The 25,282-nt window shown below is 69.4% G+C and carries 28 protein-coding genes; 6 read left to right on the forward strand and 22 right to left on the reverse strand.

Annotated elements, in window-relative coordinates; translation table 11 throughout:
- Positions 1-110 precede the first annotated feature (110 nt).
- Positions 111-959: a 3-hydroxyacyl-CoA dehydrogenase family protein gene (locus tag ABD355_RS06390; RefSeq protein WP_344399100.1), complete on the reverse strand. Its 849-nt coding sequence runs from the start codon at positions 957-959 to the stop codon at positions 111-113.
- Positions 960-1,097: 138 nt separating this feature from the next.
- Positions 1,098-1,739, reverse strand: coding sequence for a TetR/AcrR family transcriptional regulator (locus tag ABD355_RS06395; protein WP_344399101.1), 642 nt, complete (start codon positions 1,737-1,739; stop codon positions 1,098-1,100).
- 81 nt (positions 1,740-1,820) lie between these two features.
- On the opposite strand from ABD355_RS06395, the gene ABD355_RS06400 reads away from it, so the two are divergent.
- From ABD355_RS06400 to ABD355_RS06410, 3 genes are read left to right on the forward strand one after another with little or no spacing between them, the layout of a single operon-like run.
- Positions 1,821-2,603 carry an ABC transporter ATP-binding protein gene (locus tag ABD355_RS06400; protein WP_344399102.1) on the forward strand — a complete coding sequence of 261 codons (783 nt, stop codon included), beginning with the start codon at positions 1,821-1,823 and terminating at the stop codon, positions 2,601-2,603.
- A 7-nt stretch (positions 2,604-2,610) separates the two neighbouring features.
- Positions 2,611-3,360 (forward strand): ABC transporter permease, encoded by a 750-nt coding sequence (locus ABD355_RS06405; protein WP_344399103.1) that lies wholly within the window; start codon positions 2,611-2,613, stop codon positions 3,358-3,360.
- Positions 3,361-3,373: 13 nt separating this feature from the next.
- Positions 3,374-3,946 carry a cob(I)yrinic acid a,c-diamide adenosyltransferase gene (locus ABD355_RS06410; RefSeq protein WP_344399104.1) on the forward strand — a complete coding sequence of 191 codons (573 nt, stop codon included), beginning with the start codon at positions 3,374-3,376 and terminating at the stop codon, positions 3,944-3,946.
- 31 nt (positions 3,947-3,977) lie between these two features.
- Here the strand turns inward: ABD355_RS06410 and ABD355_RS06415 are convergent, their stop codons facing one another.
- From ABD355_RS06415 to ABD355_RS06435, 5 genes are all read right to left on the reverse strand, one after another.
- Entirely contained in the window at positions 3,978-4,184 is a 207-nt protein-coding gene (locus ABD355_RS06415) for a hypothetical protein (RefSeq protein WP_344399105.1), read from the reverse strand.
- On the reverse strand, positions 4,184-4,591 hold the full coding sequence (locus ABD355_RS06420) for a hypothetical protein (protein ID WP_344399106.1): 408 nt from the start codon (positions 4,589-4,591) through the stop codon (positions 4,184-4,186). The genes ABD355_RS06415 and ABD355_RS06420 overlap by 1 nt, the downstream gene beginning before the upstream one ends.
- A 53-nt stretch (positions 4,592-4,644) precedes the next feature.
- Complete coding sequence (locus ABD355_RS06425; protein WP_344399107.1) at positions 4,645-6,108, reverse strand: sensor histidine kinase; 1,464 nt, start codon at positions 6,106-6,108, stop codon at positions 4,645-4,647.
- Positions 6,105-6,800, reverse strand: coding sequence for a response regulator transcription factor (locus ABD355_RS06430; protein ID WP_344399108.1), 696 nt, complete (start codon positions 6,798-6,800; stop codon positions 6,105-6,107). Before ABD355_RS06430 ends, ABD355_RS06425 begins: the two co-directional genes overlap by 4 nt.
- A gap of 69 nt (positions 6,801-6,869) precedes the next feature.
- Positions 6,870-7,433, reverse strand: coding sequence for a hypothetical protein (locus tag ABD355_RS06435; RefSeq protein WP_344399109.1), 564 nt, complete (start codon positions 7,431-7,433; stop codon positions 6,870-6,872).
- A gap of 151 nt (positions 7,434-7,584) precedes the next feature.
- On the opposite strand from ABD355_RS06435, the gene ABD355_RS06440 reads away from it, so the two are divergent.
- The 3 genes from ABD355_RS06440 (at position 7,585) to ABD355_RS06450 (ending at position 11,344) form a co-directional block, all read left to right on the forward strand.
- Complete coding sequence (locus ABD355_RS06440) at positions 7,585-8,757, forward strand: sensor histidine kinase (RefSeq protein ID WP_344399110.1); 1,173 nt, start codon at positions 7,585-7,587, stop codon at positions 8,755-8,757.
- Positions 8,754-9,404, forward strand: a complete 651-nt coding sequence (locus ABD355_RS06445; protein ID WP_344399111.1) for a response regulator — start codon at positions 8,754-8,756, stop codon at positions 9,402-9,404. Before ABD355_RS06440 ends, ABD355_RS06445 begins: the two co-directional genes overlap by 4 nt.
- A gap of 119 nt (positions 9,405-9,523) precedes the next feature.
- Positions 9,524-11,344: a glycosyl hydrolase family 18 protein gene (locus ABD355_RS06450; protein ID WP_344399112.1), complete on the forward strand. Its 1,821-nt coding sequence runs from the start codon at positions 9,524-9,526 to the stop codon at positions 11,342-11,344.
- Between the two features lie 62 nt (positions 11,345-11,406).
- Here ABD355_RS06450 and ABD355_RS06455 read toward each other — a convergent pair whose 3' ends face one another.
- The 15 genes from ABD355_RS06455 to prmC all read right to left on the reverse strand — a co-directional run bounded on the left by ABD355_RS06455 (position 11,407) and on the right by prmC (position 25,251).
- Positions 11,407-11,853, reverse strand: coding sequence for a DUF2550 domain-containing protein (locus ABD355_RS06455; RefSeq protein ID WP_344399113.1), 447 nt, complete (start codon positions 11,851-11,853; stop codon positions 11,407-11,409).
- A gap of 142 nt (positions 11,854-11,995) precedes the next feature.
- A complete protein-coding gene (locus ABD355_RS06460) occupies positions 11,996-12,370 on the reverse strand; it encodes a F0F1 ATP synthase subunit epsilon (RefSeq protein WP_115905870.1) in 375 nt (124 codons plus the stop codon).
- Between the two features lie 111 nt (positions 12,371-12,481).
- A complete protein-coding gene (gene atpD / locus ABD355_RS06465) occupies positions 12,482-13,918 on the reverse strand; it encodes a F0F1 ATP synthase subunit beta (RefSeq protein WP_344399114.1) in 1,437 nt (478 codons plus the stop codon).
- Complete coding sequence (locus ABD355_RS06470; protein WP_344399115.1) at positions 13,918-14,835, reverse strand: F0F1 ATP synthase subunit gamma; 918 nt, start codon at positions 14,833-14,835, stop codon at positions 13,918-13,920. Before ABD355_RS06470 ends, atpD begins: the two co-directional genes overlap by 1 nt.
- Positions 14,836-14,856: 21 nt before the next feature.
- Positions 14,857-16,446 (reverse strand): F0F1 ATP synthase subunit alpha, encoded by a 1,590-nt coding sequence (gene atpA / locus ABD355_RS06475; RefSeq protein WP_344399116.1) that lies wholly within the window; start codon positions 16,444-16,446, stop codon positions 14,857-14,859.
- Between the two features lie 146 nt (positions 16,447-16,592).
- The gene (locus ABD355_RS06480; protein ID WP_344399117.1) at positions 16,593-17,408 is read right to left on the reverse strand and encodes a F0F1 ATP synthase subunit delta; all 816 of its coding nucleotides are present in this window, start codon (positions 17,406-17,408) and stop codon (positions 16,593-16,595) included.
- A complete protein-coding gene (locus ABD355_RS06485) occupies positions 17,405-17,953 on the reverse strand; it encodes a F0F1 ATP synthase subunit B (RefSeq protein ID WP_344399118.1) in 549 nt (182 codons plus the stop codon). Before ABD355_RS06485 ends, ABD355_RS06480 begins: the two co-directional genes overlap by 4 nt.
- A 39-nt stretch (positions 17,954-17,992) precedes the next feature.
- Complete coding sequence (locus ABD355_RS06490) at positions 17,993-18,238, reverse strand: ATP synthase subunit c family protein (protein WP_115905876.1); 246 nt, start codon at positions 18,236-18,238, stop codon at positions 17,993-17,995.
- Positions 18,239-18,319: 81 nt separating this feature from the next.
- A complete protein-coding gene (gene atpB, locus ABD355_RS06495) occupies positions 18,320-19,138 on the reverse strand; it encodes a F0F1 ATP synthase subunit A (protein ID WP_486388671.1) in 819 nt (272 codons plus the stop codon).
- A gap of 225 nt (positions 19,139-19,363) precedes the next feature.
- Entirely contained in the window at positions 19,364-19,801 is a 438-nt protein-coding gene (locus ABD355_RS06500) for a Cg1360 family ATP-synthase-associated protein (RefSeq protein ID WP_344399119.1), read from the reverse strand.
- A gap of 300 nt (positions 19,802-20,101) precedes the next feature.
- A complete protein-coding gene (locus ABD355_RS06505; protein WP_344399120.1) occupies positions 20,102-21,424 on the reverse strand; it encodes an MraY family glycosyltransferase in 1,323 nt (440 codons plus the stop codon).
- Positions 21,425-21,574: 150 nt separating this feature from the next.
- Positions 21,575-22,813 (reverse strand): serine hydroxymethyltransferase, encoded by a 1,239-nt coding sequence (locus tag ABD355_RS06510; protein WP_344399121.1) that lies wholly within the window; start codon positions 22,811-22,813, stop codon positions 21,575-21,577.
- A gap of 218 nt (positions 22,814-23,031) precedes the next feature.
- The gene (locus ABD355_RS06515; protein WP_344399122.1) at positions 23,032-23,709 is read right to left on the reverse strand and encodes an arsenate reductase/protein-tyrosine-phosphatase family protein; all 678 of its coding nucleotides are present in this window, start codon (positions 23,707-23,709) and stop codon (positions 23,032-23,034) included.
- Positions 23,706-24,353 (reverse strand): L-threonylcarbamoyladenylate synthase, encoded by a 648-nt coding sequence (locus ABD355_RS06520; RefSeq protein ID WP_344399123.1) that lies wholly within the window; start codon positions 24,351-24,353, stop codon positions 23,706-23,708. Before ABD355_RS06520 ends, ABD355_RS06515 begins: the two co-directional genes overlap by 4 nt.
- A gap of 52 nt (positions 24,354-24,405) precedes the next feature.
- Entirely contained in the window at positions 24,406-25,251 is an 846-nt protein-coding gene (prmC, locus tag ABD355_RS06525; RefSeq protein ID WP_030928668.1) for a peptide chain release factor N(5)-glutamine methyltransferase, read from the reverse strand.
- Positions 25,252-25,282 lie beyond the last annotated feature (31 nt).

Genomic DNA, 25,282 nt, shown 5'->3' on the forward strand with positions numbered 1-25,282 from the left:
GCTTCAGCGGCGACGAGGTTGCCGTCTGTAAGCGAACCGATACCGAATTCACCCCCGCGGGTGATACCCGCGGGGCCTGTGCGGTTTCAGTGGCTGTACGTACTGATGTGTCAGTACGTGTAGAAGCCCTGCCCGCTCTTGCGCCCGATGTCACCGGCGTCAACCATCCGGCGCATCAGCTCCGGCGGTGCGAACTTCTCGTCCTGCGACTCGGTGTAGATGTTGCTGGTGGCGTGCAGCAGGATGTCGACCCCGGTCAGGTCCGCCGTGGCGAGCGGTCCCATCGCGTGGCCGAAGCCCAGCTTGCAGGCGAGGTCGATGTCCTCGGCGCTCGCCACGCCCGACTCGTAGAGCTTGGTCGCCTCGACGACGAGGGCGGAGATGAGACGGGTCGTCACGAAGCCGGCGACGTCCCGGTTGACGACGATGCAGGTCTTGCCGACGGACTCGGCGAACTCCCGCGCGGTGGCGAGGGCTTCGTCGCTCGTCTTGTAACCGCGGACGAGTTCGACGAGCTGCATCATCGGCACCGGCGAGAAGAAGTGGACGCCGACGACCCGCTCGGGGTGCTCGGTGGCCGCCGCGATCTTGGTGATCGGGATCGCGGAGGTGTTGGAGGCGAGCACGGTGTCCGGACGGACGATCTTGTCGAGCGCCCGGAAGATCTCGTGCTTGACTTCCAGCTTCTCGAAGACGGCCTCGACGACGACGTCCGCGTCGGCGGTGGCGTCCAGGTCGGTGGTCGCGGTGATGCGGCCGAGGGCGGCGTCGGCGTCGTGCGCCTCCAGCTTGCCCTTGCTGACGAACTTGTCGTACGAGGCCTTGATGCCGTCGGTGCCACGCTTCAGCGCTTCGTCGGTGACGTCGCGAAGGACCACGTCCCAGCCCGCCTGCGCGGAGACCTGGGCGATGCCGGAACCCATCAAGCCGGCGCCGATGACGGCAAGCTTCCGTGCCACGTTTACGACTCCCCTTTGAAACGCCTTACACACTGTTTATGTCTGCTTCTTCGGCGGACCTTAGCGCTCGTGAGGTGCTGTGTGACCGGTAAGTAATGCGCGTCACGTCTCATCTGACGGACATCACACCGGGGCGGGTCATTCCGTGCCTCGGACGGCGTAGTTGAGCACCTTCTCGCCCAACAGCTCCTCGATGTCGTCCAGGAGGACCAGTACCTCTCGTGACACTTCGCCCGGGTTGCGCCCCTTGACCATCTCACGACCGACGACCCCCATCACACAGCTGTGCACCCAGCCGAGCTGACCCGCGATCAGATGCGGCATCGGGTCGTCGTCGGCAGCGCCGGTGTCCTCGCGCAGGGCCTGTTCGAGATTGGCCTGAACCTCCTGCCCGATCGCCCACAGCCGGGAGCGCAGGGCGGGAGCGTTCTCGATGACACGCATGAAGGCGGCGTACCCCGGGATCAGTCCGACCCTCGGCGAGACCGCCTCCACTTCCTCGCGCAGCTCCCGCAGCACGGCGGCAGCGGCGGACTCCCCCTTGTTGCGGCCGCGGACCCAGCGGGCCATCCGGTCGACCATGCCGGCGGAGCGGTCGAAGAAGAGGTCCTCCTTCGCCGGGAAGTAGTTGTAGACGGTGTTGACGGACACGTCGGCGGCCTCGGCGATCTCCGCCACCGTCACCGCGTCGAAGCCGCGCTCGACGAACAGGCCCGTGGCGACGTCCGAGATGTACTGCCGGGTCTGCCGCTTCTTCCGCTCCCTGAGCCCCTCTGCCATGTCCGAATCCTAGCTTTCACTGGGTCCACTGAAAACTTGGAGTCATTGTAAAATTGGGGAGTCTCTGTTTTTCTGTGGAGCATGGCAGTCATCAGCGCGGCCGGACTGGCCCGCACCTTCCAGACCAAACGCGGCCCCGTTCAGGCCGTCCGCGGTATCGACCTCACCGTCCGCGAGGGCGAGATCCTCGGCTTCCTCGGTCCGAACGGGGCCGGCAAGACCACCACCCTGCGCATGCTCACGACGCTGCTCGCGCCGACCGGTGGCGCGGCCACCGTCGCCGGCCACGACCTCGCCGCCGATCCCGCGGGCGTACGGCAGGCCTGCGGTTACGTCGCCCAGTCGGGCGGGGTCGACGCGCAGATCGGCGTGCGGGAGGAACTCGTCACCCAGGGCCGCCTCTACCGCCTGACGAAGCCCCAGGCGATGGCGCGCACCGACGAGTTGGCCCGCGACCTGGGACTCACCGAACTCCTCGACCGCAAGACGTCCGCGCTCTCCGGCGGCCAGCGGCGCCGCCTGGACATCGCGATGGCCCTCACCCACCGCCCCAAGGTCCTCTTCCTCGACGAGCCGACCACCGGCCTCGACCCCGGCAGCCGCGCCGACCTGTGGGACCTGATCCGCCGCCTGCGCGACGAGCACGGCACCACGGTCTTCCTCACCACCCATTACCTGGACGAGGCCGACGCCCTCTCCGACCGCCTGGTGATCGTCGACAAGGGCGTGGTCGTGGCGGAGGGCACGCCCACCGCGCTCAAGCTCCGCTACGGCGGCTCGATCGACGCGAGCCTCCAGGACACGTTCCTCGCCATCACCGGCCGCGGTCCCTCCCCGGCCGACGCCGCCCCCGTAGCCGTATAGGAATCCGATGCTGCTTCACGACACCGCGCTGATCTACGGCCGCTACCTCCGCCAGTCCCTGCGCTCCCGCTTCGCGCTGCTCTTCGGTGTGCTGATGCCGCTGCTGTATCTCCTCTTCTTCGGGCCGCTGCTGACGGGGCTGCCGCTCGGCGGGCGGGGCAGTTCCTGGCAGCTGCTCGTGCCGGGGCTGCTGCTTCAACTCGGTCTGTTCGGGGCGTCGTTCGCGGGCTTCTCGATCATCATCGAGCAGGGCCAGGGGGTGGTCGAGCGAATGCGCGTGACCCCCGTGAGCCGTCTCGCCCTGCTCCTGGGCCGGGTGCTGCGCGACGCCACGGTGTTCGTCTTCCAGGCGGTGCTGCTGGTGGGCGCGGCCGTGGCGATGGGGCTGCGGGCGCCGCTCGCCGGGATCCTGATCGGCTTCGGGTTCGTCGCCCTGCTCACGGTCTCGCTCGGCTCGCTGTCGTACGCGCTGGCGATGAAGGTCCGCACCCCGCAGGAGTTCGGGCCGCTGATCAACGCCATGACCATGCCGTCGATGCTGCTGTCCGGTCTGATGCTGCCCATGTCCCTGGCCCCGGTCTGGCTGAACGTGCTCTCGCACTTCATGCCGTTCCGCTATCTGGTGGATGCCGTGCGGGACGCATACGTCGGCGCGTACGCGACGGATCACATGCTGTACGGCGTCCTGGTCGCCCTCGGCTTCGCGGCGCTCGCCGTGACAGTGGGCACACGCGTGTTCCGGACGGCCGGAGCGTAACTACGCTGGTCACATGGTCAATCTGACGCGCATCTACACCAGGACCGGCGACCAGGGCAGCACCGCCCTCGGCGACATGAGCCGGGTCGCCAAGACCGATCTGCGGATCTCCGCGTACGCGGACGCCAACGAGGCGAACGCGGTGATCGGTACGGCGATCGCGCTGGGCGGTCTGGAGGAGGAGGTCGTCAAGGTCCTCACCCGTGTCCAGAACGACCTGTTCGACGTGGGTGCGGACCTGTCCACGCCGGTCGTCGAGAACCCCGAGTTCCCGCCCCTGCGTGTCGAACAGTTCTATGTCGACAAGCTGGAGGCGGACTGCGACCGCTTCAACGAGCGGCTGGAGAAGCTGCGGTCCTTCATCCTCCCGGGCGGCACCCCGGGCGCGGCCCTGCTGCACCAGGCCTGCACGGTCGTACGACGGGCGGAGCGCTCGACGTGGGCGGCGCTGGAGGTGCATGCAGAGGTGATGAACCCGCTGACCGCGACCTACCTCAACCGCCTCTCCGACCTGCTGTTCATTCTCGCCCGTACGGCCAACAAGGACGTCGGGGACGTGCTGTGGGTGCCGGGCGGGGAGCGCTGAGCCACAGCGCTCCCCGCCCTGCCCCCTCTTCTCAGTGGGCCGTGTCGTCCTGGGTCGCGTCCTGGTCCGCGCGGGCGACGGCGGATTCGGCGGCGGCCACCTTCTGCTGCATCTCCGAGTAGCCGGAGGGGGCGGCGGGCGTGGCAGGTGCCTTGTCCGCCGTGCCGCCGTGCGGCGCGCAGCCCGCGGTGAGCCCCGCGAGGAGGGCCGCCGCGGCGGCCGCGGCCTTCAGGCGCATCAGCTCGCGCCCTGGTGGTTGTCCTTGCACCAGGTCAGGACGTCGTTCAGGTCCTTCTGCCGCTGCTGGAGCGTCGGTACCAGGGACTTGCGGAAGGTCAGCCGGTCCTGGAGATACGTGGCGATCTCGCTGTGACCGGCTGCCTTCGCCTTGTCCACCCGCTGCTGCAGCCGAGCGATCGAACCGCGCTTGTCGGCGCCGGCGTTCAGTCGGTTCAGGGCGCGTTCGATGCGGCGGTCGATCTTCGGTGCCCGCTTGCACAGGGCCTTGGCCCCGTCCCCGGCCGGGGCGGCCGTGGACGCGGGCGAGGGTGTGCTCTCGGCCACGGCAGCTCCCGTGCCGCCGGCCACCATCGCCGCTACGGCCGCTCCCACGAGCAGCGTGCGCCGGTGTCGTCGTACATACATCTCAGCCTCCGTTCCGCGGACGGCCCCCTTCGTCCGTCCGCCTGCCGTGGAGGCTAGGAAGGCTCTTTGGGGAAACTCTGTGACCGGTTTGCCCCGGCTGTGCCGATCAGCCAGTCCCGGCGGGCGGGCGGGGCAGCGCCCGTGGACGGCAGCCGTACCTCGAAGCGGGCACCCACGCCGTGCGGCCCGTCCGTCACCGTGACGCTTCCCCGGTGCAGGGCCGTCTGCTGGGCCACCAGGGTCAGGCCGAGTCCGGAGCCCGAGCTGCCGGGGCCGCGGGCGAAGCGCTCGAAGATCCGGGTGCGCGTCGCCTCGGGCACGCCCGGGCCCCGGTCGTCGACCGTGATCACCACCTGTCCGTCCGCCTGCCGTACCCCGACCGCCACGGTGGCCTGCCCGGCCGCGTCCCGCCCGTGGGCCAGGGCGTTGGCCAGCAGGTTGTCGAGCAGGAGGCGGATGCCGGGTTCCCAGCCGTGGACCGTGGGCCCGGGTGCCGCCTCCAGCGTGATGCGGGCGTCCGGGGCGCGGCGCCGGGCCTCCGCCACCGCCGCGTCCGCGGTCTCCGTCACGTCCACGGTCCGGAAGGCCTCCGCCTCGACGAGGTCGCCGCGGCCGAGCTCGCGCAGCATCACCAGCAGGTTCAGCAGACGGGCGTGTTCGCTGCGCAGATCGGCCAGGACCTCCGTGCGGTCCGGCTCCGGGAGGTCCGGATGGCCGGCGAGGATGTCGAGGTTGGTGCCCATGCTCATCAGCGGGGTGCGCAGTTCGTGGGAGGCGGCCGCGGAGAAGGAGCGGGCCGTGTCCAGCGCCTCCGCGGTGCGGGCGGCCTGCTCGTCGTAGCGGGCGAGGACGGTGCGCAGGGTGGCGGCCAGTTCGTCGACCTCGGTCACCCCGGTGGGCTCGTCGGGCAGCCGGGCGGCGCTGGTGCGCGGGTCGAGTCCGGCGGTACGGCGGCCGAGGCGCCGCAGCGGGCCGGTCGCACCGGTGGCGATGCCCCAGGCGAGCAGGCCGGACAGCGGCGCGGCGAGCAGGGTCGCCACCAGCACCCGGCGCCGTACCAGCCGGAGTTGGGCCTGGTCGGCGGCGTTGGGCGAGAAGACCCAGAGGGTGCCCGTGCCGCGCGCGGTGGTGATCGGCCGGGACAGCGCGCGCCAGCTGGTACCGCCGTCCCGGACGGTGACGGGTCCCCGGATCGCCTTGGGCAGCGGCACCGAGGGGTCCGGCTGCGGTCCGCCGCTGAAGGTGGCGTCCGGTCCGATGACGCGTACGCCGACGTCGAGGGCCGCGCTGTACAGGAGCCGCTCCTTGTTGTCGGCGGCCTTGGGCCGGCCGCCCGCGCTGGCCCGCAGCAGGGCGCGGGCATCCGGGGCCACGACCGTGGCGCGCGCCCGCAGATGTCTGTCCTCGGCGCTGTGCAGATCGTGCTTGACCAGCTGCAGCAGCAGCCAGCCGGAGGCGAGCACGAGGAGCGGCACGGTGAGCCCGACGGCGAGCCCGATACGGGTGGAGAGCCTCACGACGACTCGTCCCTCAACACGAAGCCCACCCCGCGCACGGTGTGGACGAGCCTCGGCCTCCCGTCGGCCTCCAGCTTGCGCCGCAGATAACTGACGAAGGTGTCGACGGCGTCCGTCCGCACGTCGAAGTCGTAACCCCACACCCGTTCCAGGAGCTGGTCGCGGGTGAGGACGAGCCCGGCGTTGCGGGCGAGCACCTCCAGGAGCTCGAACTCGCGCCGGGTCAGCTCCAGCGGCCTGCCGTCCCGCTCCGCGGTGCGGGCCGCCGGGTCGATCACCAGTCCCGCGACCCGCAGCACCTCCCCCACGGGCGGGCGGCGGCGCAGCAACGCGCGCAGCCGCAGCACGAGTTCCTGCAGCGCGAACGGCTTGACGAGGTAGTCGTCGCCGCCCGCCTGGAGCCCGGCGATACGGTCGGCGGTCTCGTCGAGCGCCGACAGCATGAGCACCGGGAGGTCCTGGCCGTCGTGGCGGAGCCGCTCGCACACCTCGATGCCGCTCATGCCGGGCATCGACACATCGAGGACGAGGACGTCCGGCGGCGTCTCCTCGATCACCGCGAGCGCCTCACGACCACCGTCCGCCGTCCGCACCCGGAACCCGCTCAGCCGCAGCCCGCGCTCCAGCGACCGCCGGATGGCAGGATCGTCGTCCACGACCAGCACGGCACCAGGGCGTTCCGCCTCGCTCATGCGCACCTCCCCTCAGCGTTCGGCCAGGGTACGACCCTGCCCGGGGACTGCGGTCGGTGGAGCACAGGCTCATGCACTCTCGTCCCGGCGGACGACTGCGGTCGCCGGTTGCTTCTTGGGCCAGAGCAGATACGTCAACGCGACGATCCCGTGGATGCCGAGGGTCCGCAGCGCCGCCCACTGGAAGGCCCTCAGCGACGAGGTGTCGCCGTCGCCGACGTACCAGACCGCCCCCTGGAGCAGGGCGCAGGCGACGGCCGCCGCGAGGAGGGTGCGCAGCCAGAGGCGGCCCTCGTGGCGGGCCCGGGCGAGGCCGTAGCGGGGCGGCTTCGGCGGGCGGGGGCCGCCGGCCAGGCGGTGGGCGGCGTGGCCGTCGAGCCAGCGGATCGTGTAGTGGCCGTAGGCGACCGTGTAGCCGATGTAGAGGGCGGCCAGGCCGTGTTCCCAGCTCGGTTTCGCACCGTTCTTCAGGTCGACGGCCGTCACCACGAACAGCACGACCTCCAGCAGCGGCTCGCACAGCAGCAGCGCCACGCTCGTGCGACGCCGTTTCAGCAGGTAGCGGACGGCCAGTCCGGCGGCCAGGAGCACCCAGAATCCGACCTCGCACGCAATGATCAACCCGACGACCACGACACGCCCCTTCCCTCGTCCTTCCAGGCTTCCGGCGGGATCCGCCGCTTTCGTCGTCGGCCGTGACGAAGTCGCCGTACATCGAAAGATGCAGTTCCGGACCCTCCCCGGGAATCACGCGCGCGGCACGCGGGCCATGTTGGATGGGCTCATGCCCGTACGACTCCCCCGTCCCCACCGCTTCGACGTGTACGTGGCGATCGGCGGGCTGCTCGGCGGGCTGCTGCTGGTCGGCATCGGTCTGAGCACCCGGCAGTCCGCCGATCCGATCACGCTCTTCGACGGCCCCTGGCCGGTCCTGCCGCCGCTGGTCGTGACGGCCTGCTGCGAGTTGCTGCGCCGGACCGCCCCGCGCACGGCTCTGCTCGTCGGCACCGCGGCGATCTGCGGGGACCTCGTGACCCAGGGCAACCTGGCCACGATCCTGATGTTCACCGACCTCGTCTATGCCGCCGTCCTGTACGGCACGGCCGCCTCGGCCCGCCGCATCCTGTGGATCACCGGACTGCTCAGCGTGGCCGGGACGCTGGTGCCGTTCGCGGTGTGGCGGGTGCCCCAGGCCCTGCTGATCGGCGTGGTCACCGGCATCGTGGCGTTCGGCCCCGCGGCCACCGGCTGGATCGTCCGCGACCACCGCGACGCTGCCGAGGGCGCCCGGCTGCGCGCCGAACAGACCGCGCTGCTGGCCGAGATGGACCGCACCCAGGCGATCTCCGCCGAACGCGCCCGGATGGCGCGGGAACTGCACGACATGGTCGCCAACCACCTGTCGGCGATCGCGATCCACTCCACGGCCGCGCTGTCGATCGACGACCCGGGCACCTCGAAGGAGGCCCTGACCGTCATCCGGGAGAACAGCGTGGCCGGCCTCGCCGAGATGCGCCGGCTCATCGGCATCCTGCGCGACGCCGGCGCCGGAACGGAGCCGGCCGCCGCCCCCACCCTGGGCGGCATCACCGCCCTCACCGACGGCGCCCGCGCCAACGGCCTCGACATCACCCTCGACACCGACCACGGCACGGTCCCCGCACCGGTCGAACTCGCCGCCTACCGCATCGTTCAGGAGTCCCTGACCAACGCCCTCAAGCACGCCTGCCCGGGGCGCGTCACCGTCGCCCTCGTCCAGCGGGACAGCGTGCTCGACATCCGCGTGACCAGCCCGTACGGCCACCGGGACGGCCCGCGCGCACCCGGCTCCGGCGCCGGTCTGGTCGGTATGCGGGAGCGGGCGGCGCTGCTGGGCGGCACCTTCGAGGCCGGACCCGACGGCGACGTCTGGGCCGTACGCGCCACGCTCCCCCTGACCGAAGGAGGTTCCCAATGAGCCGGTCCATCAGGGTCCTCGTCGCCGAGGACCAGTCCGCCGTCCGCGCCGGACTCGTCCTCATCCTGGGCAGCGCGCCAGACATCGAGGTGGTGGGGGAGGCCGCGGACGGCGAGCAGGCGGTGTCCCTGGCACGGGACTTGCGGCCGGATCTCGTACTGATGGACGTCCAGATGCCGCGCCTGGACGGAGTGTCGGCGACCCGGCGGGTCGTCGGGGAGGGGCTGGCCGACGTCCTCGTCCTCACCACCTTCGACCTCGACGAGTACGTCTTCGGGGCGCTGCGCGCCGGCGCCGCCGGCTTCCTGCTCAAGAACACCGAGGCAAAGGACCTGCTGGAGGCGGTGCGGACCGTGGCGCGCGGGGAGGGCCTGATCGCGCCGGCCGTCACGCGCCGTCTGATCGCCGAGTTCGCCACGACCTCCGTACGCGAACCCACCGCCGACCCCGCCGTGCTCGACAGCCTCACCCGCCGTGAGCGCGAGGTGCTGTCCTGCCTCGGCGAGGGCCTGTCCAACGCCGCTGTCGCGGCCCGCCTCGACATGGCGGAGGCGACGGCGAAGACGCACGTCAGCCGCCTCCTCGCGAAGCTGGAACTGCGCAGCCGCGTCCAAGCCGCCGTACTGGCACAGGAGTTGGGGATCTAGCACGTGCGGCGCCAGAGTGGTCCAGACCTATTGACCGATGGTCCAGACCTTTCTATTCTCGCGGCACTGTGGGCGTGAAGGCTCAGTCACGCCCCCCAACTCCCCATAGGAGGCGCACCATGCGCTTCGGACACAGAGCCGCGGCAGGCTTCGCGACCCTGTTGCTGCCGCTGGCCGGTCTCGTCGGCCTCGCGAGCCCCGCCCAGGCCGCGACCACCGCGACGGCGACCTACGCCAAGACCCAGGACTGGGGCACCGGCTTCGAGGGCAAGTGGACGGTGAAGAACACCGGCACCACGGCCATCAGCTCCTGGACGGTCGAGTGGGACTTCCCCTCCGGTACGTCCGTCACCTCGGCCTGGGACGCGGACGTCACGTCCTCCGGCACCCACTGGACCGCCAAGAACAAGTCCTACAACGGCTCCATAGCCCCGGGCGCCTCCGTCTCCTTCGGCTTCAACGGGGCGGGCTCCGGCTCGCCCTCCAACTGCAAGCTGAACGGCGACAGTTGCGACGGCACCACGGTCCCCGGCGACGCGGCCCCCTCCGCACCGGGCACCCCCACCGCCTCCTCCGTCACCGACACCTCGGTGAAGCTGTCCTGGAGCGCGGCCACCGACGACAAGGGCATCAAGAACTACGACGTCCTGCGCGACGGCAAGGTCGTCTCCACGGTCACCACCACCTCGTACACGGACACCGGTCTGACCGCGGGCAGCGACTACTCGTACACGGTCCAGGCCCGTGACACCGCCGACCAGACCGGCCCGGTCAGCGGCTCGGTCGCCGTGCACACCACGGGCGGCACGACCACTCCCCCGACCTCCGGCTCCACGGTCAAGCTCGGCTACTTCACCGAGTGGGGCATCTACGGCCGCAACTACAACGTCAAGAACCTGGTGACGTCGGGCTCCGCGTCGAAGATCACGCACATCAACTACGCCTTCGGCAATGTGACCGGCGGCCAGTGCGCGATCGGTGACTCCTATGCCGACTACGACAAGGCGTTCACCGCCGACCAGTCGGTGAGCGGTGTGGCCGACACCTGGGACCAGCCGCTGCGCGGCAACTTCAACCAGCTGCGCGAGCTGAAGGCCAAGTACCCGAACATCAAGGTGCTGTGGTCCTTCGGCGGCTGGACCTGGTCCGGCGGCTTCGGGCAGGCGGCGGCCAACCCGACGGCCTTCGCGAACTCCTGCTACAACCTGGTCAAGGACCCGCGCTGGGCGGACGTGTTCGACGGCATCGACATCGACTGGGAGTACCCGAACGCCTGCGGCCTGTCCTGCGACACCAGCGGCGCGGCGGCCTTCAAGAACGTGATGTCGGCGCTGCGTGCGAAGTTCGGCGCCGGTGCGCTGGTCACGGCCGCGGTCACCGCGGACGGCTCGTCCGGCGGCAAGATCGAGGCCGCCGACTACGCGGGCGCCGCCCAGTACGTCAACTGGTACAACGTGATGACGTACGACTTCTTCGGCGCCTGGGACGCCCAGGGCCCGACCGCCCCGCACTCCCCGCTCACCTCGTACTCCGGCATCCCGAAGGCGGGCTTCACCACCGCCGACGCGATCGCCAAGTACAAGGCGATCGGGGTCCCCGCGAGCAAGCTGCTGATCGGCATCGGCTTCTACGGCCGCGGCTGGACCGGCGTGACACAGGACGCGCCCGGCGGCACCGCGACGGGCCCGGCCGCGGGCACCTACGAGCAGGGCATCGAGGACTACAAGGTGCTCAAGACGTCCTGCCCGACCACCGGCACCGTCGCCGGCACGGCGTATGCCCACTGCGGCAGCAACTGGTGGTCGTACGACACCCCGTCGACCATCGCCGGAAAGATGAACTGGGCCAAGTCCCAGGGTCTCGGCGGCGCCTTCTTCTGGGAGTTCAGCGGCGACACGAGCAACGGCGAGCTGGTGAGCGCCATCAGCAACAACCTGTAAGACCGTCAAGCCACGTTCACTCTCCTCCGGACTTCACTTCGTCTGGGGGAGAGTGAATGTGGCTACGCCACATTCACTCGCTGTCCGGGCGGGGCTGCCTCCAGCCACGCGAGGAAACCGGTCAGCGCGTCTTCGCTCATCGCGAGTTCGAGACGCGTGCCCCGGTGCAGACAGGTGAGGATCACCGCGTCGGAGAGCAGCGCCAGCTCCTCCTCGCCCTCGGGGAGGCGGCGGCCGGCGACCTCGATCGCGGCGCGTTCCAGGATGCGGCGCGGGCGGTAGGCATAGGAGAAGACGCGGTACCACTCGATGCGGTCGCCGTTGTAGCGGGCGACTCCGTAGCTCCAGCCTTTTCCGCTCGTGTCCGTCTTCTCGGGGACGTCCCAGCGCAGCGAACAGTCGAAGGTGCCCCCGGAGCGCTGGATCAGTCTGCGGCGCAGTCCGAAGACGAACAGCCCCAGCACCACCAGGGCGACCACGACTCCGCACACAGTCAGAGCGAGGACCATCGACACCGACCTCCTCGTCTCCTAGGTACCGAAAATAGGTAACGGAACGGAAAAAACACCTATATCTGCCTCAGCCGCGGTCGGCTCCGGATTGCTCCGGTGCCGACCGCGGCTGAGTGAATTCATACAGCTCCGCGCGGGCTCAGCTCGTCGCCGCCGCGCGCAGTCGTACATCGGCGCGACGCTCGGCGGCGGCGTCGCCCTCCGCCTTCGCGCGCTCCAGCTCGCGCTCCACGCGCTGGACATCGATCTCGTCCGACAGCTCGGCGATCTCGGCCAGCAGCGACAGCTTGTTGTCCGCGAACGAGATGAAACCGCCGTGCACCGCGGCGACGACCGTTCCACCATCACTCGTACGGATGGTCACCGGGCCCGACTCCAGCACACCGAGCAGCGGCTGGTGACCGGGCATGACGCCGATGTCGCCGGACGTGGTGCGCGCGACGACCAGGGTGGCCTCGCCGGACCAGACCTCTCGGTCGGCCGCGACCAGCGCGACGTGCAGCTCAGCAGCCAAGGTGGCTCCTCGGGTCACCACCCGGCGGTTCGGCCGGGTGTTGGTTACAAGTCTAATGGGCGTGAAAGAGGGGGCGGGACGTACCCGCCCCCTCTTACGAACTCAGGGAGTTCAGGAGACGCCCAGCTCCTTGGCGTTGGCCTTCAGGTCCTCGATGCCACCGCACATGAAGAACGCCTGCTCCGGGAAGTGGTCGTACTCGCCGTCGCAGATCGCGTTGAAGGCCGCGATCGACTCGTCCAGCGGGACGTCCGACCCGTCGACGCCGGTGAACTGCTTGGCGACGTGGGTGTTCTGGGACAGGAAGCGCTCCACGCGACGGGCACGGTGGACGACGAGCTTGTCCTCCTCGCCGAGCTCGTCGATACCGAGGATCGCGATGATGTCCTGGAGGTCCTTGTACTTCTGCAGGATCGTCTTGACGCGCATGGCGGCGTCGTAGTGGTCCTGCGCGATGTAGCGCGGGTCCAGGATGCGGGACGTGGAGTCCAGCGGGTCCACGGCCGGGTAGATGCCCTTCTCGGAGATCGGACGGGACAGAACCGTCGTCGCGTCGAGGTGGGCGAAGGTGGTGGCCGGGGCCGGGTCGGTCAGGTCGTCCGCGGGGACGTAGATCGCCTGCATCGAGGTGATCGAGTGACCACGGGTCGAGGTGATGCGCTCCTGGAGGAGACCCATCTCGTCGGCCAGGTTCGGCTGGTAGCCCACCGCGGAGGGCATACGGCCGAGCAGCGTGGAGACCTCGGAACCGGCCTGCGTGAAGCGGAAGATGTTGTCGATGAAGAACAGCACGTCCTGCTTCTGCACATCGCGGAAGTACTCCGCCATGGTCAGACCCGCGAGGGCCACGCGCAGACGGGTGCCCGGGGGCTCGTCCATCTGACCGAAGACCAGCGCGGTCTTGTCGATGACGCCCGAGTCGGACATCTCCTCGATGAGGTCGTTGCCCTCACGGGTGCGCTCGCCGACACCGGCGAACACGGAGACACCGTCGTGGTTGTTGGCGACGCGGTAGATCATCTCCTGGATGAGCACCGTCTTGCCGACGCCGGCACCGCCGAACAGACCGATCTTGCCGCCCTTGACGTACGGGGTCAGCAGGTCGATGACCTTGACGCCGGTCTCGAACATCTCGGTCTTCGACTCGAGCTCGTCGAAGTTCGGGGCCTTGCGGTGGATCGGCCAGCGCTCGCCGTCGTAGGTCTCGTCGACGTTGAGCACCTCACCGAGGGTGTTGAACACCTTGCCCTTGGTGAAGTCGCCGACCGGCACGGAGATGGAGGCGCCCGTGTCGGTCACCGCGGCCTGGCGGACCAGACCGTCGGTGGGCTGCATGGAGATGGTGCGGACCAGGCCGTCACCCAGGTGCTGGGCGACCTCCAGGGTCAGCGTCTTCTTCTCGCCGGCGTTGGCCGGGTCGGCCACCTCGACGTGCAGCGCGTTGTAGATGTCCGGCATCGCGTCGACGGGGAACTCCACGTCGACGACCGGGCCGATGACCCGGGCGACGCGGCCCGTAGCCGTCGCGGTCTCAACAGTGGTGGTCATTAGCGGTCACTCCCCGCGGTCGCGTCGGCCAGGGCGCTCGCGCCACCGACGATCTCGCTGATTTCCTGGGTGATTTCGGCCTGGCGGGCCGCGTTGGCAAGACGGGAGAGCGTCTCGATGAGCTCGCCCGCGTTGTCGGTCGCCGACTTCATCGCGCGCCGCGTGGCGGCGTGCTTCGAAGCGGCCGACTGGAGCAGCGCGTTGTAGATACGGCTCTCCACATAGCGCGGCAGCAGGGCGTCGAGGACGTCCTCCGCCGAGGGCTCGAAGTCGTACAGCGGGAGGATCTCGCCCTGCGGGGCGGCCTCCTTCGCGACCTCTTCGAGGCTGAGCGGCAGCAGACGGTCGTCGAGGGCCGTCTGCGTCATCATCGAGACGAACTCGGTGAAGACGATGTGGAGTTCGTCCACGCCGCCCTCGGCCGTCTCGGTCTCGATGGCCTCGATCAGCGGCGCCGCGACCTTCTTGGCGTCCGCGTACGTGGGCTCGTCGGTGAAGCCGGTCCACGACTCCGCGACCTTGCGCTCACGGAAGTTGTAGTGGGCGAGGCCACGGCGGCCGACGATGTAGATGTCGACCTCCTGGCCCTCGCGCTCCAGCCGCTCGGTGAGCTGCTCCGCCGCCTTGATGGCGTTGGAGTTGAAGGCACCGGCCAGACCACGGTCGCTCGTGAGGAGCAGCACCGCGGACCGCGTGACCGTCTCGGCCTGCGTGGTCAGCGGGTGCTTGGTGTTCGAGCCGGTACCGACCGCCGTGACCGCACGCGTCAGTTCCTGCGCGTACGGCGTGGAGGCCGCCACCTTGCGCTGCGCCTTGACGACGCGCGAGGCGGCGATCATCTCCATCGCCTTGGTGATCTTCTTGGTCGCGGTGACGGATCGGATGCGACGCTTGTAGACCCGGAGCTGGGCTCCCATGAGTCAGGTCCCTTCCTTACGTCACTTGGCGGCGGCCGGGGCGTCCTCGCCGAGAAGCTTGCCGTCCGAGGTCTCGAACTGCTTCTTGAACTCGGCGATCGCGTCGGCAACAGCGGTGAGGGTGTCGTCCGACATCTTGCCGCCCTCCTTGATGGAGGTGAGCAGGCCCTGCTCCTTGCGGTGCAGGTACTCCAGCAGCTCCTTCTCGAAGCGGCGGATGTCGTTGACCGGGACGTCGTCCATCTTGCCGGTGGTGCCGGCCCACACCGAGACGACCTGGTCCTCGGTCGACATCGGCTGGTACTGGGCCTGCTTCAGCAGCTCGACCATGCGCTGACCGCGCTCCAGCTGCGCCTTCGACGCGGCGTCCAGGTCGGAACCGAAGGCGGCGAACGCCTCCAGCTCACGGAACTGGGCGAGGTCCACGCGGAGACGACCGGAGACCTGCTTCATCGCCTTGTGCTGCGCGCTGCCACCGACTCGGGAGACGGAGATACCGACGTTCAGCGCGGGGCGCTGACCGGCGTTGAACAGGTCCGACTCCAGGAAGCACTGGCCGTCGGTGATGGAGATGACGTTGGTCGGGATGAACGCCGAGACGTCGTTGGCCTTGGTCTCGACGATCGGCAGACCCGTCATCGAGCCGGCGCCCATGTCGTCGGAGAGCTTCGCGCAGCGCTCCAGCAGACGGGAGTGCAGGTAGAAGACGTCACCCGGGTAGGCCTCACGGCCCGGCGGGCGGCGCAGCAGCAGCGACACGGCGCGGTAGGCGTCGGCCTGCTTCGACAGGTCGTCGAAGATGATCAGGACGTGCTTGCCCTCGTACATCCACTGCTGGCCGATGGCCGAACCGGTGTACGGCGCAAGGTACTTGAAGCCGGCCGGGTCGGACGCCGGGGCGGCGACGATGGTCGTGTACTCCAGCGCGCCGTTCTCCTCCAGCGCGCGGCGGACCGACGCGATGGTGGAGCCCTTCTGGCCGATGGCGACGTAGATGCAGCGGACCTGCTTCTTCGGGTCGCCCGAGCGCCAGTTGTCGCGCTGGTTGATGATCGTGTCGACAGCCAGGGCGGTCTTGCCGGTCTGGCGGTCACCGATGATCAGCTGACGCTGACCGCGGCCGACGGGGGTCATCGCGTCGACGGCCTTGTAGCCGGTCTCCATCGGCTCGTGCACCGACTTGCGCTGCATGACCGTGGGGGCCTGCAGCTCGAGGGCGCGGCGACCGGACGTCTCGATCTCGCCGAGGCCGTCGATCGGGTTGCCGAGCGGGTCGACGACGCGGCCGAGGTAGCCCTCGCCGACTGCCACGGAGAGCACCTCACCGGTGCGCTGCACCGGCTGACCCTCCTCGATGCCGCTGAACTCACCGAGGACGATGGCACCGATCTCGCGCTCCTCGAGGTTGAGGGCGAGGCCGAGGGTGCCGTCCTCGAACTTCAGCAGTTCGTTGGCCATGGCCGAGGGCAGACCCTCGACCTTCGCGATGCCGTCGCCGGCAAGGGTGACCGTACCGACCTCCTCGCGCGAGGCCGCGTCCGGCTTGTACGACTGGACGAAGTTCTCCAGCGCGTCCCGGATCTCCTCCGGCCGGATCGTGAGCTCCGCCATCTGGGTTCCCTGCTCTCCTTGTTGGGCCCGAAGTTTCAACTTGGGGGGATGGGGACTCCCCCTCAAAGAAGGTGAATCCTCTGCACGACCCAACCGGGCCGTAGGTACGTACTGCTGTACTGCTGTTCTGCTTATGAAGTTGCTGCTCAGCTCGCCAGACGGCGGCCGGCGTCCTCGATGCGGTCCGCGATCGAGCCGTTGATGACCTCGTCGCCGACCTGCACCCGGATTCCGCCGAGGACCTCGGGGTCCACGTCGATGTTGAGGTGCATCGTGTGGCCGTAGAGCTTCGCGAGAGCGGCGCCCAGGCGCTGCTTCTGCGTGTCGCTCAACGGCACCGCCGAGGTGACGACGGCGACCAGCCGGTCCCGGCGCTCGGCGGCGAGCTTGGACAGGGACTCCAGTCCCGCCTCCAGGCTACGTCCCCGCGGCGCGGTCACCAGGCGCGTCACCAGACGCTCGGTCGACGGGACGGCCCGGCCGCCGAGCAGCCGGTGCAGCAGCTCGACCTTGGCCGCGGTGGTGGCGGCACGGTCGGTGAGCGCGGCACGCAGCTCGGTGTTCGAGGAGACGATCCGCCCGAAGCGGAACAGCTCGTCCTCCACGTCGTCGAGCGCGCCCCTCTTCTGGGCGGCGGTGAGCTCGGCGGTGTCCGCCAGCTCCTCCAGCGCGTCCACCAGGTCACGGGACTGCGACCAGCGGGAGCGCACCATGCCGGACACCAGGTCGGCAGTGGACCCGCCGACCTGCGAGCCGAGCAGGCGCTGGGCCAGCCCGGCCTTCGCCTCACCGGCCTGCGCCGGGTCGGTGAGGACCCGACGCAGCGACACCTCGCGGTCGAGCAGCGCGGTGACGGCGGCCAGTTCGTCGGCGAGCTTCGTCGCGTCGGCGGACGTGGAGTCCGTCAGTGCGTCGAGGCGCTCGCGTGCGGCTGCCAGGGCCTCGCGGCTCGCTCCGTTCATCGGGTGGCCTCGGCCTTCTCCTCGAGCTCGTCGAGGAAGCGGTCGATGACGCGGCTCTGCCGGGCGTGGTCCTCGAGGGACTCGCCGACGAGCTTGCCGGCCAGCTCGGTTGCGAGGTGACCGACGTCCTGCCGCAGCGCGGACGCGGCGGCCTTGCGGTCGGCCTCGATCTGCGCGTGACCGGCGGCGACGATCTCCTCGCGCTGCCGCTGGCCCTCGGCGCGCATCTCGGCGATCAGCGCGGCACCCTGCTCCTGCGCCTCCTGGCGCAGACGCGCGGCCTCGTGCCGGGCCTCGGCGAGCTGGGCCTTGTACTGCTCGAGAACGCTCTGCGCCTCGACCTGAGCGGCCTCGGCCTTCTCGATGCCACCTTCGATCGCCTCGCGGCGCTCCTCCAGAACCTTGTTGATGTTCGGGAGCAGCTTCTTCCAGAAGAAGAAGAACACGATGGCGAAGGCGATGGCGCCGACGAGCAGCTCGGGACCAGCCGGGACGAGCGGGTTCTGCTCTTCCTCAGCCGCCAGCTGTACCAGGTTGGCGATCACATCAGTGCCTTTCGTCGATGCGTGTCAGGTAAGGGGTGATTACTTACCGAACACGAACGGCATAACGATGCCGATGAGGGCGAGCGCCTCACAGAAAGCGAAGCCGAGGATCTGGTTGGCGCGGATCAGGCCGGCAGCCTCGGGCTGACGGGCGAGAGCCTGGGTGCCGTTACCGAAGATGATGCCGACGCCGACGCCGGGGCCGATGGCCGCGAGGCCGTAGCCGATGGAGCCGACGGAGCCGTGGACACCGGTGGTGGCAGCGAGGGTCTCAAGAGCGGACATGCCGGTTCTTCCTTCTCTTTCATGGACCGGTGGGGGTTGGCCACCGGACGTCTCGGGGGTTGCGGGCGGGTGTTGCTCGGCTCAGTGGTGCTCGGCGAGAGCGCCCTGAATGTAGGAGCAGGCAAGGAGCACGAACACGTACGCCTGGACGGCCTGCACGAAAAGCTCGAAGAGGATCATGACCATGGTCATGACGAAGGAGACGCCGGCCGCCGGGACCATCCAACTGTTCATCAGGTACCAGGAGGCGACGGTGAACATCACCAGCATCAGGTGGCCGGCGAACATGTTGGCGAAGAGTCGCACCGCGTGCGTGAACGGGCGGACCAGCAGGTTCGAGAAGAACTCGATGACCATGACGAGCGGCAGCACGGCACCGAGCGACTTGTCGTACCCGGTGACGTTCTTGAAGAAGCCGACGAAGCCGTGCTTCTTGAAGGTCAGCGAGACCCAAGTGATGTAGACGACCGCAGCCAGCACCGCCGGGAAGGCGATCAACGACGACACCGGGAACTGGGCCAGCGGGATCACCGACCAGATGTTCATGATCCAGATGAAGAAGAACAGCGAGACCATGAGCGGGACGTACTTCTCGCCCTCGCGCTTGCCGAGCGTCTCGTAGACGATGCCGCGGCGCACGAAGTCGTATCCGGCCTCGCCGACCATCTGCAGCTTGCCCGGGACCACCTTGGCCTTACCGAAGGCCAGGGTGAAGAAGGTGATGACGAGCAGCGTGGTGATGAGGGCGAGCAGCATCACCTTGTTGAACTCGAACCCACCGACCGTGACGATCGGCTTGAAGAGAAACGACTGCAGGCCCGGGGCCGGGAAGCCACACCCGTTGTCGGACATGATCCGACAACTCCAGTCAAAGGCGAGCTGGGTCTGGTCAGCACTCACCGCGGGCTCCTTCGGCGTGACGCATGGGTACGGCAACCTCGTTGTGTCGGCGCGGCGCGCAGCCGCGGATCGGCACTGGACTGGTGTTACGGATGTGAGGGCGGCTGGGGGGCATCAAGCCTCGCGATCGAACAGGCGTCAGCTCAGATGCCCGCGCCCGCGATGCCGCAGTTGGCACCGGACGATAGCAGGAGATCTCACAAGCCTTTATCCCGCCCCTATCCCTCACGACGACGACCCTGTCTTCTCGGACTTTCCACTCTTCTCGGAGTCGGGGTCGATGTAGAAAAGCTTGGCTTTCATATGCGCACGAGCCTGCGCAGCCATCCACACGACAGTCGCGACGACGAGCGAGACGGCGAACGTCTTCGCATTGAAGAGGGTGGTGTCCTTGAAGACGGCCACGAAGATCAGGAGCAGCAGGAGCTGAGCGACGTACAGCATCAGCCCCATGGCCTGGAACAACTGCGGGAGCGTTTTTGCCGTCCACTGCAGGACGTACAGACCGATTCCCATGAACAGGATGGCGAGCAGTGTGCCGACCGCCGCGCCGAGCGCACCCTTGCCGCCGGCGACCGCAGCGCTGACGGCGACGGCGATCGCGCCGACAGCCGCTGTGGGCACAGCGGTCTGCAAGAGGTTCCGGGCGTCATTGGACGGCATGGCGGCAACTCCGCTTTCACAGGGGGGCAGGTGTCGTCATGGACGAGCGTAGTCCCGGATCGAGAGGGGAACTCACGGCCAATGGACCGTCGCACTACGGTCCTTCAGCTCTCTCCGGGGTTCTCGTGAACCGTATCACAAACTATTTGATGCGGTCTTTACCTAGTGGGTGTGCTTGCTGTCACACATGAGAGTGACAGTGCGCGTCTGTGCAGAAACCGAACCGGCTTGTCTGATATTGGGGGGCTTTGCTCCCCCACGAGTTGGCAATGCTCTAGTCAGATTCTTACCTTGCAACAGTCAGCGCGAAGTACCGGCCTTGCGGCGGTCCAGGAAGCGCGGACGGGCACCCAGAGCGGTCGCACCGTTCACTCCTGCCACACCGGCCACGACCGGAGGGCGCTGTTCCTCTTCGACTGCGGCCGGGTGCGCGGGGGTCGACGCGGTTTCGGCGACGGCCCTGCGACGGCGGTAGCGCGGCGGCACGAAGTGCTCGGCCCAGCGCGGGGCGCGCGGTGTGAAGCGCGGCAGCAGCAGGAGCATCAGGCCGATGGCGCAGAGGAACACGATGCCCAGCACGATCCACATGGAGGCCGAGTTGACCGAGTAGGCGAGGGCGCCGAAAGCGATCAGCGCCGACCAGAAGTACATGATCAGGACGGCCCTGCTGTGCGAGTGCCCGATCTCCAGCAGCCGGTGGTGCAGATGGCCGCGGTCCGCGGCGAACGGCGACTGGCCGCGCCAGGTGCGGCGCACGATGGCCAGCACCAGGTCCGCGGCGGGGATCGCGATGATCGTCAGCGGCAGCAGCAGGGGGATGTAGACCGGCACCATCTGGTGCACCGTCTGGCGCTGGGAACCGCCGAACAGGCTGTCCGGGTCGACCTGTCCCGTGATGGAGATCGCACCCGCGGCCAGCACCAGCCCGATCAGCATCGAGCCCGAGTCGCCCATGAAGATGCGCGCCGGATGCATGTTGTGCGGCAGGAAGCCCAGGCACATGCCCATCAGGATGGCCGCGAACAGCGTCGCGGGGGCGGCGGCCTCGATGCCGTACGAGTACCAGATGCGGTAGGCGTACATGAAGAACGCGGCGGCGGCGATGCACACCATGCCGGAGGCGAGGCCGTCCAGGCCGTCCACGAAGTTGACCGCGTTGATGGTGATGACGACCAGCGCCACCGTCAGCAGGGTGCCCTGCCACTGGGTCAGCGCGACGGTGCCCACACTCGGGATCGGCAGCCACAGGATCGTCAGGCCCTGCATGACCATGACGCCGGCGGCGATCATCTGGCCGCCGAGCTTGATCAGGGCGTCGATCTCGAACTTGTCGTCCAGGACGCCGATGAGCCAGATGAGCGCCGCTCCGGAGAGCAGCGCCCGCGGTTCGTTGGACTTCTCGAAGACCTCGTTGAGGTTGGTGAGATGGTCTGCGACCAGCAGGCCCGCGCACAGCCCGAAGAACATGGCGATCCCGCCGAGGCGCGGAGTGGGCTCCCGGTGCACGTCACGGGCCCTGATCTCCGGCATGGCTCCGGCCACGATCGCGAACTTCCGTACCGGCCCTGTCAGCAGATACGTCACCGCGGCCGTGATGCAGAGCGTCAGCAGGTATTCACGCACGGGCTTCCCCACAGGTCTCGCTGGCCATCTCAGCCTCACACCCTAGCGACGCACGCATATGAATGGGGACTGCCGGGTAGCGACGATGGTTGCACGCGTGCCTGTGCACGCAGGCTGCACCCAGTGGTACGCAGGTGCGTCTACCCCCGCTCAACCGGTGTACGGCTGAAATCTACCGGTGAGCTCGCGCACCTGATCACGCGCCTTCTGGCTCTCGGTCCCGCCCCGCAGCACATCCGCCAGCAGGGCGGCGATCGATGCCATTTCCTCCTCTCCCATCCCCTGCGTGGTCACGGCCGCCGTGCCGAGCCGCAGACCTCGGGCGTCCCCGTGCGGCAGCGCACAGCAGTCCAGCACCATTCCGGCCGCGGCGAGGCGGCCGCGCGCGGTGCGTCCGTCGACGCCGAGGGGCGCCGGGTCGGCGGTGATCAGATGGGTGTCCGTGCCGCCGGTGGTGACCACCAGGCCCTCGGCGGTCAGCCGAGCCGCCAGCGCCCGGGCGTTGGCGACCACCTGATGGGCGTACAACCTGAACGCCGGGGTTGCCGCCTCGCCGAACGCGACGGCCTTGGCGGCGATGGTGTGCATCTGCGCGCCGCCCTGGGTGAAGGGGAAGACGGCACGGTCGACCCGCTCGGCGAGTTCGGAGCCGCACAGGAGCATCCCGCCGCGCGGCCCGCGCAGCACCTTGTGCGTGGTCGCGCAGACCACATCGGCGTACGGCACCGGGCTGGGCGCCGCTCCCCCGGCCACGAGCCCGATGGGATGGGCGGCGTCGGCGATGAGATACGCCCCGACCTCGTCGGCGACCTGGCGGAAGGCGGCGTAGTCGATGTGCCGGGGATAGGCGATGGAACCGCACACGATCGCCTTGGGGCGGTGGGTACGGGCGAGGGTGCGCACCTGGTCGTAGTCGATGAGCCCGGTCTCGGCGTCGACGCCGTAGCCGACGAAGTCGAACCAGCGGCCGGAGAAGTTGGCGGGCGAGCCGTGGGTGAGGTGGCCGCCGTACGGGAGGCCGAGGGCGAGGACGGTGTCGCCGGGCCGCAGGAGCGCCGCGTACGCGGCGAGGACGGCCGAAGAACCGGAGTGCGACTGCACGTTGGCGTGCTCGGCGCCGAACAGGGCCTTCGCGCGGTCCACTGCGAGGCGCTCGGCGACGTCGACGATCTCGCAGCCGCCGTGGTGGCGCGCGCCCGGGTAGCCCTCGGCGTACTTATTGGCCAGCGGCGAGCCGAGCGCGGCCAGCACCGCGGGCGAGGAGAAGTTCTCGGCGGCGATGAGCTGCAGTGTCGTCGACTGCCGGTCGCGCTCACCGAGCAGGATCTCGGCCAGCTCGGGGTCCTGCCGGCGCAGGACGTCGGCCTCGAGGGTGTGAGTGACCGGCATGATGGGCTCCGGGGGCGTCGACGGTGACGTACGACCAATGTAGGCCCGGTACCGGTGAGGTGCTCGGTTGTTACGCCTTCGCAGGTACCCCGGTGGGCGCTGTGACGACCGGGGCCCCTCCCCGACGCGTCTTAGCTCGGCCCGGCGGAGCCGCACAGTGTCACTGTGAGCCGCTGCGCCGACGTGCCATGAGTCGCTCCGCGACGGGGCGTCCGGCGTCAAGCCCGCGCGGGCACCCCCGTCAGGGCCGTCACCACCGGATCCAGCGCCTGGTGTATCTCCTCCCCGATGGACCGGAAGAAGGTCAGCGGGGCGCCGTACGGGTCGTACACCTCGTCCGCCTCGGCCGTCGGGGCCAGGAGCCACCCGCGTAGAGCCGCCGCAGCCCGCACCAGCGCACGCGCCCGTGCCACCACGCCGTCCTCCAGGGGCGGCAGGGTCGCCGGGTCTATCGCCCGGACCAGGCGGGTGAACTCCTTCAGGGTGAAGGTGCGCAGGCCCGCCGAGTGGCCCATGGAGATGACCTGGGCGCGGTGGTCGCGGGTCGCCGTCAGGACGAGGTCGGCCATGATGACGTGCTCGTCGAGGAGTTCGCGGCCCGTGAAGCCGGAGGCGTCCGCGCCGAAGTCGGCGAGGACCGCCTCGGCGTTGGCCTCCATGGGCGCACCCTCGTGGCCCCAGGTGCCGGCGCTCTCCACGATCAGCCCGCCCCACAGGGGGTCGCCGAGCCGGTCCGCCAGGGCATGGCGGGTCAGCCGCTCGGTGATCGGCGAGCGGCACACATTGCCGGTGCTGACGTGGAGGATGCGGAAGTTGGTCATGGGGACGCCCTGTTCGAACAGGTTCCCCGTCTCTACCCCGTTGCCTATGCCACGCCCCGCGTCAGGGGCCGTCAATTCGCCACCTCGAGGTCGGGTACGACCTTCCGCAGCTCGTCCGGCGAGATCGCGCCCTCGCGCAGCAGCACCGGGACCGGGCGGGTGACGTCGACGATGGAGGACGGGACGTTGGCGGGGGTCGGGCCGCCGTCGAGGTACACGGAGACCGAGTCGCCGAGCATCTCCTGCGCGGCGTCGCAGTCCTCGGGGGCGGGGTGCCCGGTCAGGTTCGCCGAGGACACGGCCATGGGGCCGACCTCGGTCAGCAGCTCGATGGCGACCGGGTGCAGCGGCATCCGGATGGCGACCGTGCCCCGGGTGTCCCCCAGGTCCCACTGCAGGGACGGCTGGTGCTTGGCGACGAGCGTGAGCGCGCCCGGCCAGAAGGCGTCGACGAGCTCCCAGGCCAGCTCGGAGAAGTCGGTGACGAGACCGTGGAGCGTGTTCGGGGACCCGATCAGCACGGGGGTGGGCATGTTGCGGCCCCGGCCCTTGGCCTCCAGCAGGTCGGCGACCGCCTCCGAGGAGAACGCGTCGGCGCCGATGCCGTACACCGTGTCGGTCGGGAGGACCACGAGCTCGCCACGGCGGACGGCGGACGCGGCTTCGCGCAGACCGGTCGTGCGGTCCGTCGCGTCGTTGGTGTCGTATCGCCGAGCCATGTCTAGCGGGCCTCCTCGTACACGTACATCGGGAAGTGGGTCGTCGGGACGGTCACGGCAGTGCCTTGCGGGCCGTCGCGAACCGGGGGCGGTTGTTGAGGTCCGGGTGGTCGGCCGCGTCGGCCCAGCCCCGCTCCTCCGTGAAGATCCACGGCACCTGGCCGCCCTGGGTGTCGGCGTGCTCGATGACGACGACACCGCCCGGGCGCAGGAGCCGGTGTGCGGTCCGTTCCAGACCGCGGATGAGATCGAGGCCGTCCTCCCCCGAGAACAGGGCGAGTTCGGGATCGTAGTCCCGCGCCTCGGGAGCGACGTACTCCCATTCGGTCAGCGGGATGTACGGCGGGTTGGAGATGACCAGGTCGACCTGGCCGTCGAGGTCCGGGAAGGCGTCGAGGGCGTTGCCCTGGCGCAGGTCGACGCGTGAACCCTCGACGTTCTTGCGGGTCCACTGGAGGGCTTCCTCGGACAGCTCCACGGCGTGCACGCGCGAGCGCGGGACCTCCTGGGCGAGCGCGAGCGCGATGGCACCGGAGCCGGTGCACAGGTCGACGATGCAGGGCTCTACGACGTCCATCGCGCGTACGGCGTCTATGGCCCACCCGACCACGGACTCGGTCTCGGGCCGCGGCACGAACACGCCCGGCCCCACCTGGAGTTCGAGGTAGCGGAAGTAGGCACGCCCGGTGATGTGCTGCAGCGGCTCGCGCTGTTCGCGCCGGGCGATGACCTCCCAGTAGCGGGCGTCGAAGTCCGAGTCCTTCACGGAGTGCAGTTGGCTGCGCTTCACGCCGTGCACGAACGCGGCGAGCTCCTCCGCGTCGGTGCGCGGCGAGGGCACGCCGGCGTCGGCCAGCCGCTGGGTGGCCTGTGCCACCTCTGCGAGCAGCAGGTTCACGCATTCCTCCGTGTCGTACTGGGTCGTGCGC

The organism is Streptomyces longisporus (assembly GCF_039532765.1).
GTDB classification, from domain to species: Bacteria; Actinomycetota; Actinomycetes; order Streptomycetales; family Streptomycetaceae; genus Streptomyces; species Streptomyces longisporus.

What these genes read in the sequence shown, in the direction of transcription:
- ABD355_RS06520 (WP_344399123.1), bottom strand. Translation starts at nt 24,353, where the DNA reads ATGGCTCGGCGATACGACACCAACGACGCGACGGACCGCACGACCGGT.
- ABD355_RS06490 (WP_115905876.1), bottom strand. Translation starts at nt 18,238, where the DNA reads ATGTCCGCTCTTGAGACCCTCGCTGCCACCACCGGTGTCCACGGCTCC.
- atpA (WP_344399116.1), bottom strand. Translation starts at nt 16,446, where the DNA reads ATGGCGGAGCTCACGATCCGGCCGGAGGAGATCCGGGACGCGCTGGAG.
- ABD355_RS06400 (WP_344399102.1), top strand. Translation starts at nt 1,821, where the DNA reads ATGGCAGTCATCAGCGCGGCCGGACTGGCCCGCACCTTCCAGACCAAA.
- ABD355_RS06455 (WP_344399113.1), bottom strand. Translation starts at nt 11,853, where the DNA reads ATGGTCCTCGCTCTGACTGTGTGCGGAGTCGTGGTCGCCCTGGTGGTG.
- ABD355_RS06415 (WP_344399105.1), bottom strand. Translation starts at nt 4,184, where the DNA reads ATGCGCCTGAAGGCCGCGGCCGCCGCGGCGGCCCTCCTCGCGGGGCTC.
- ABD355_RS06445 (WP_344399111.1), top strand. Translation starts at nt 8,754, where the DNA reads ATGAGCCGGTCCATCAGGGTCCTCGTCGCCGAGGACCAGTCCGCCGTC.
- ABD355_RS06480 (WP_344399117.1), bottom strand. Translation starts at nt 17,408, where the DNA reads ATGAACGGAGCGAGCCGCGAGGCCCTGGCAGCCGCACGCGAGCGCCTC.
- ABD355_RS06410 (WP_344399104.1), top strand. Translation starts at nt 3,374, where the DNA reads ATGGTCAATCTGACGCGCATCTACACCAGGACCGGCGACCAGGGCAGC.
- ABD355_RS06420 (WP_344399106.1), bottom strand. Translation starts at nt 4,591, where the DNA reads ATGTATGTACGACGACACCGGCGCACGCTGCTCGTGGGAGCGGCCGTA.
- atpD (WP_344399114.1), bottom strand. Translation starts at nt 13,918, where the DNA reads ATGACCACCACTGTTGAGACCGCGACGGCTACGGGCCGCGTCGCCCGG.
- ABD355_RS06510 (WP_344399121.1), bottom strand. Translation starts at nt 22,813, where the DNA reads ATGCCGGTCACTCACACCCTCGAGGCCGACGTCCTGCGCCGGCAGGAC.
- ABD355_RS06500 (WP_344399119.1), bottom strand. Translation starts at nt 19,801, where the DNA reads ATGCCGTCCAATGACGCCCGGAACCTCTTGCAGACCGCTGTGCCCACA.
- ABD355_RS06470 (WP_344399115.1), bottom strand. Translation starts at nt 14,835, where the DNA reads ATGGGAGCCCAGCTCCGGGTCTACAAGCGTCGCATCCGATCCGTCACC.
- ABD355_RS06440 (WP_344399110.1), top strand. Translation starts at nt 7,585, where the DNA reads ATGCCCGTACGACTCCCCCGTCCCCACCGCTTCGACGTGTACGTGGCG.
- ABD355_RS06405 (WP_344399103.1), top strand. Translation starts at nt 2,611, where the DNA reads ATGCTGCTTCACGACACCGCGCTGATCTACGGCCGCTACCTCCGCCAG.
- ABD355_RS06395 (WP_344399101.1), bottom strand. Translation starts at nt 1,739, where the DNA reads ATGGCAGAGGGGCTCAGGGAGCGGAAGAAGCGGCAGACCCGGCAGTAC.
- ABD355_RS06430 (WP_344399108.1), bottom strand. Translation starts at nt 6,800, where the DNA reads ATGAGCGAGGCGGAACGCCCTGGTGCCGTGCTGGTCGTGGACGACGAT.
- ABD355_RS06450 (WP_344399112.1), top strand. Translation starts at nt 9,524, where the DNA reads ATGCGCTTCGGACACAGAGCCGCGGCAGGCTTCGCGACCCTGTTGCTG.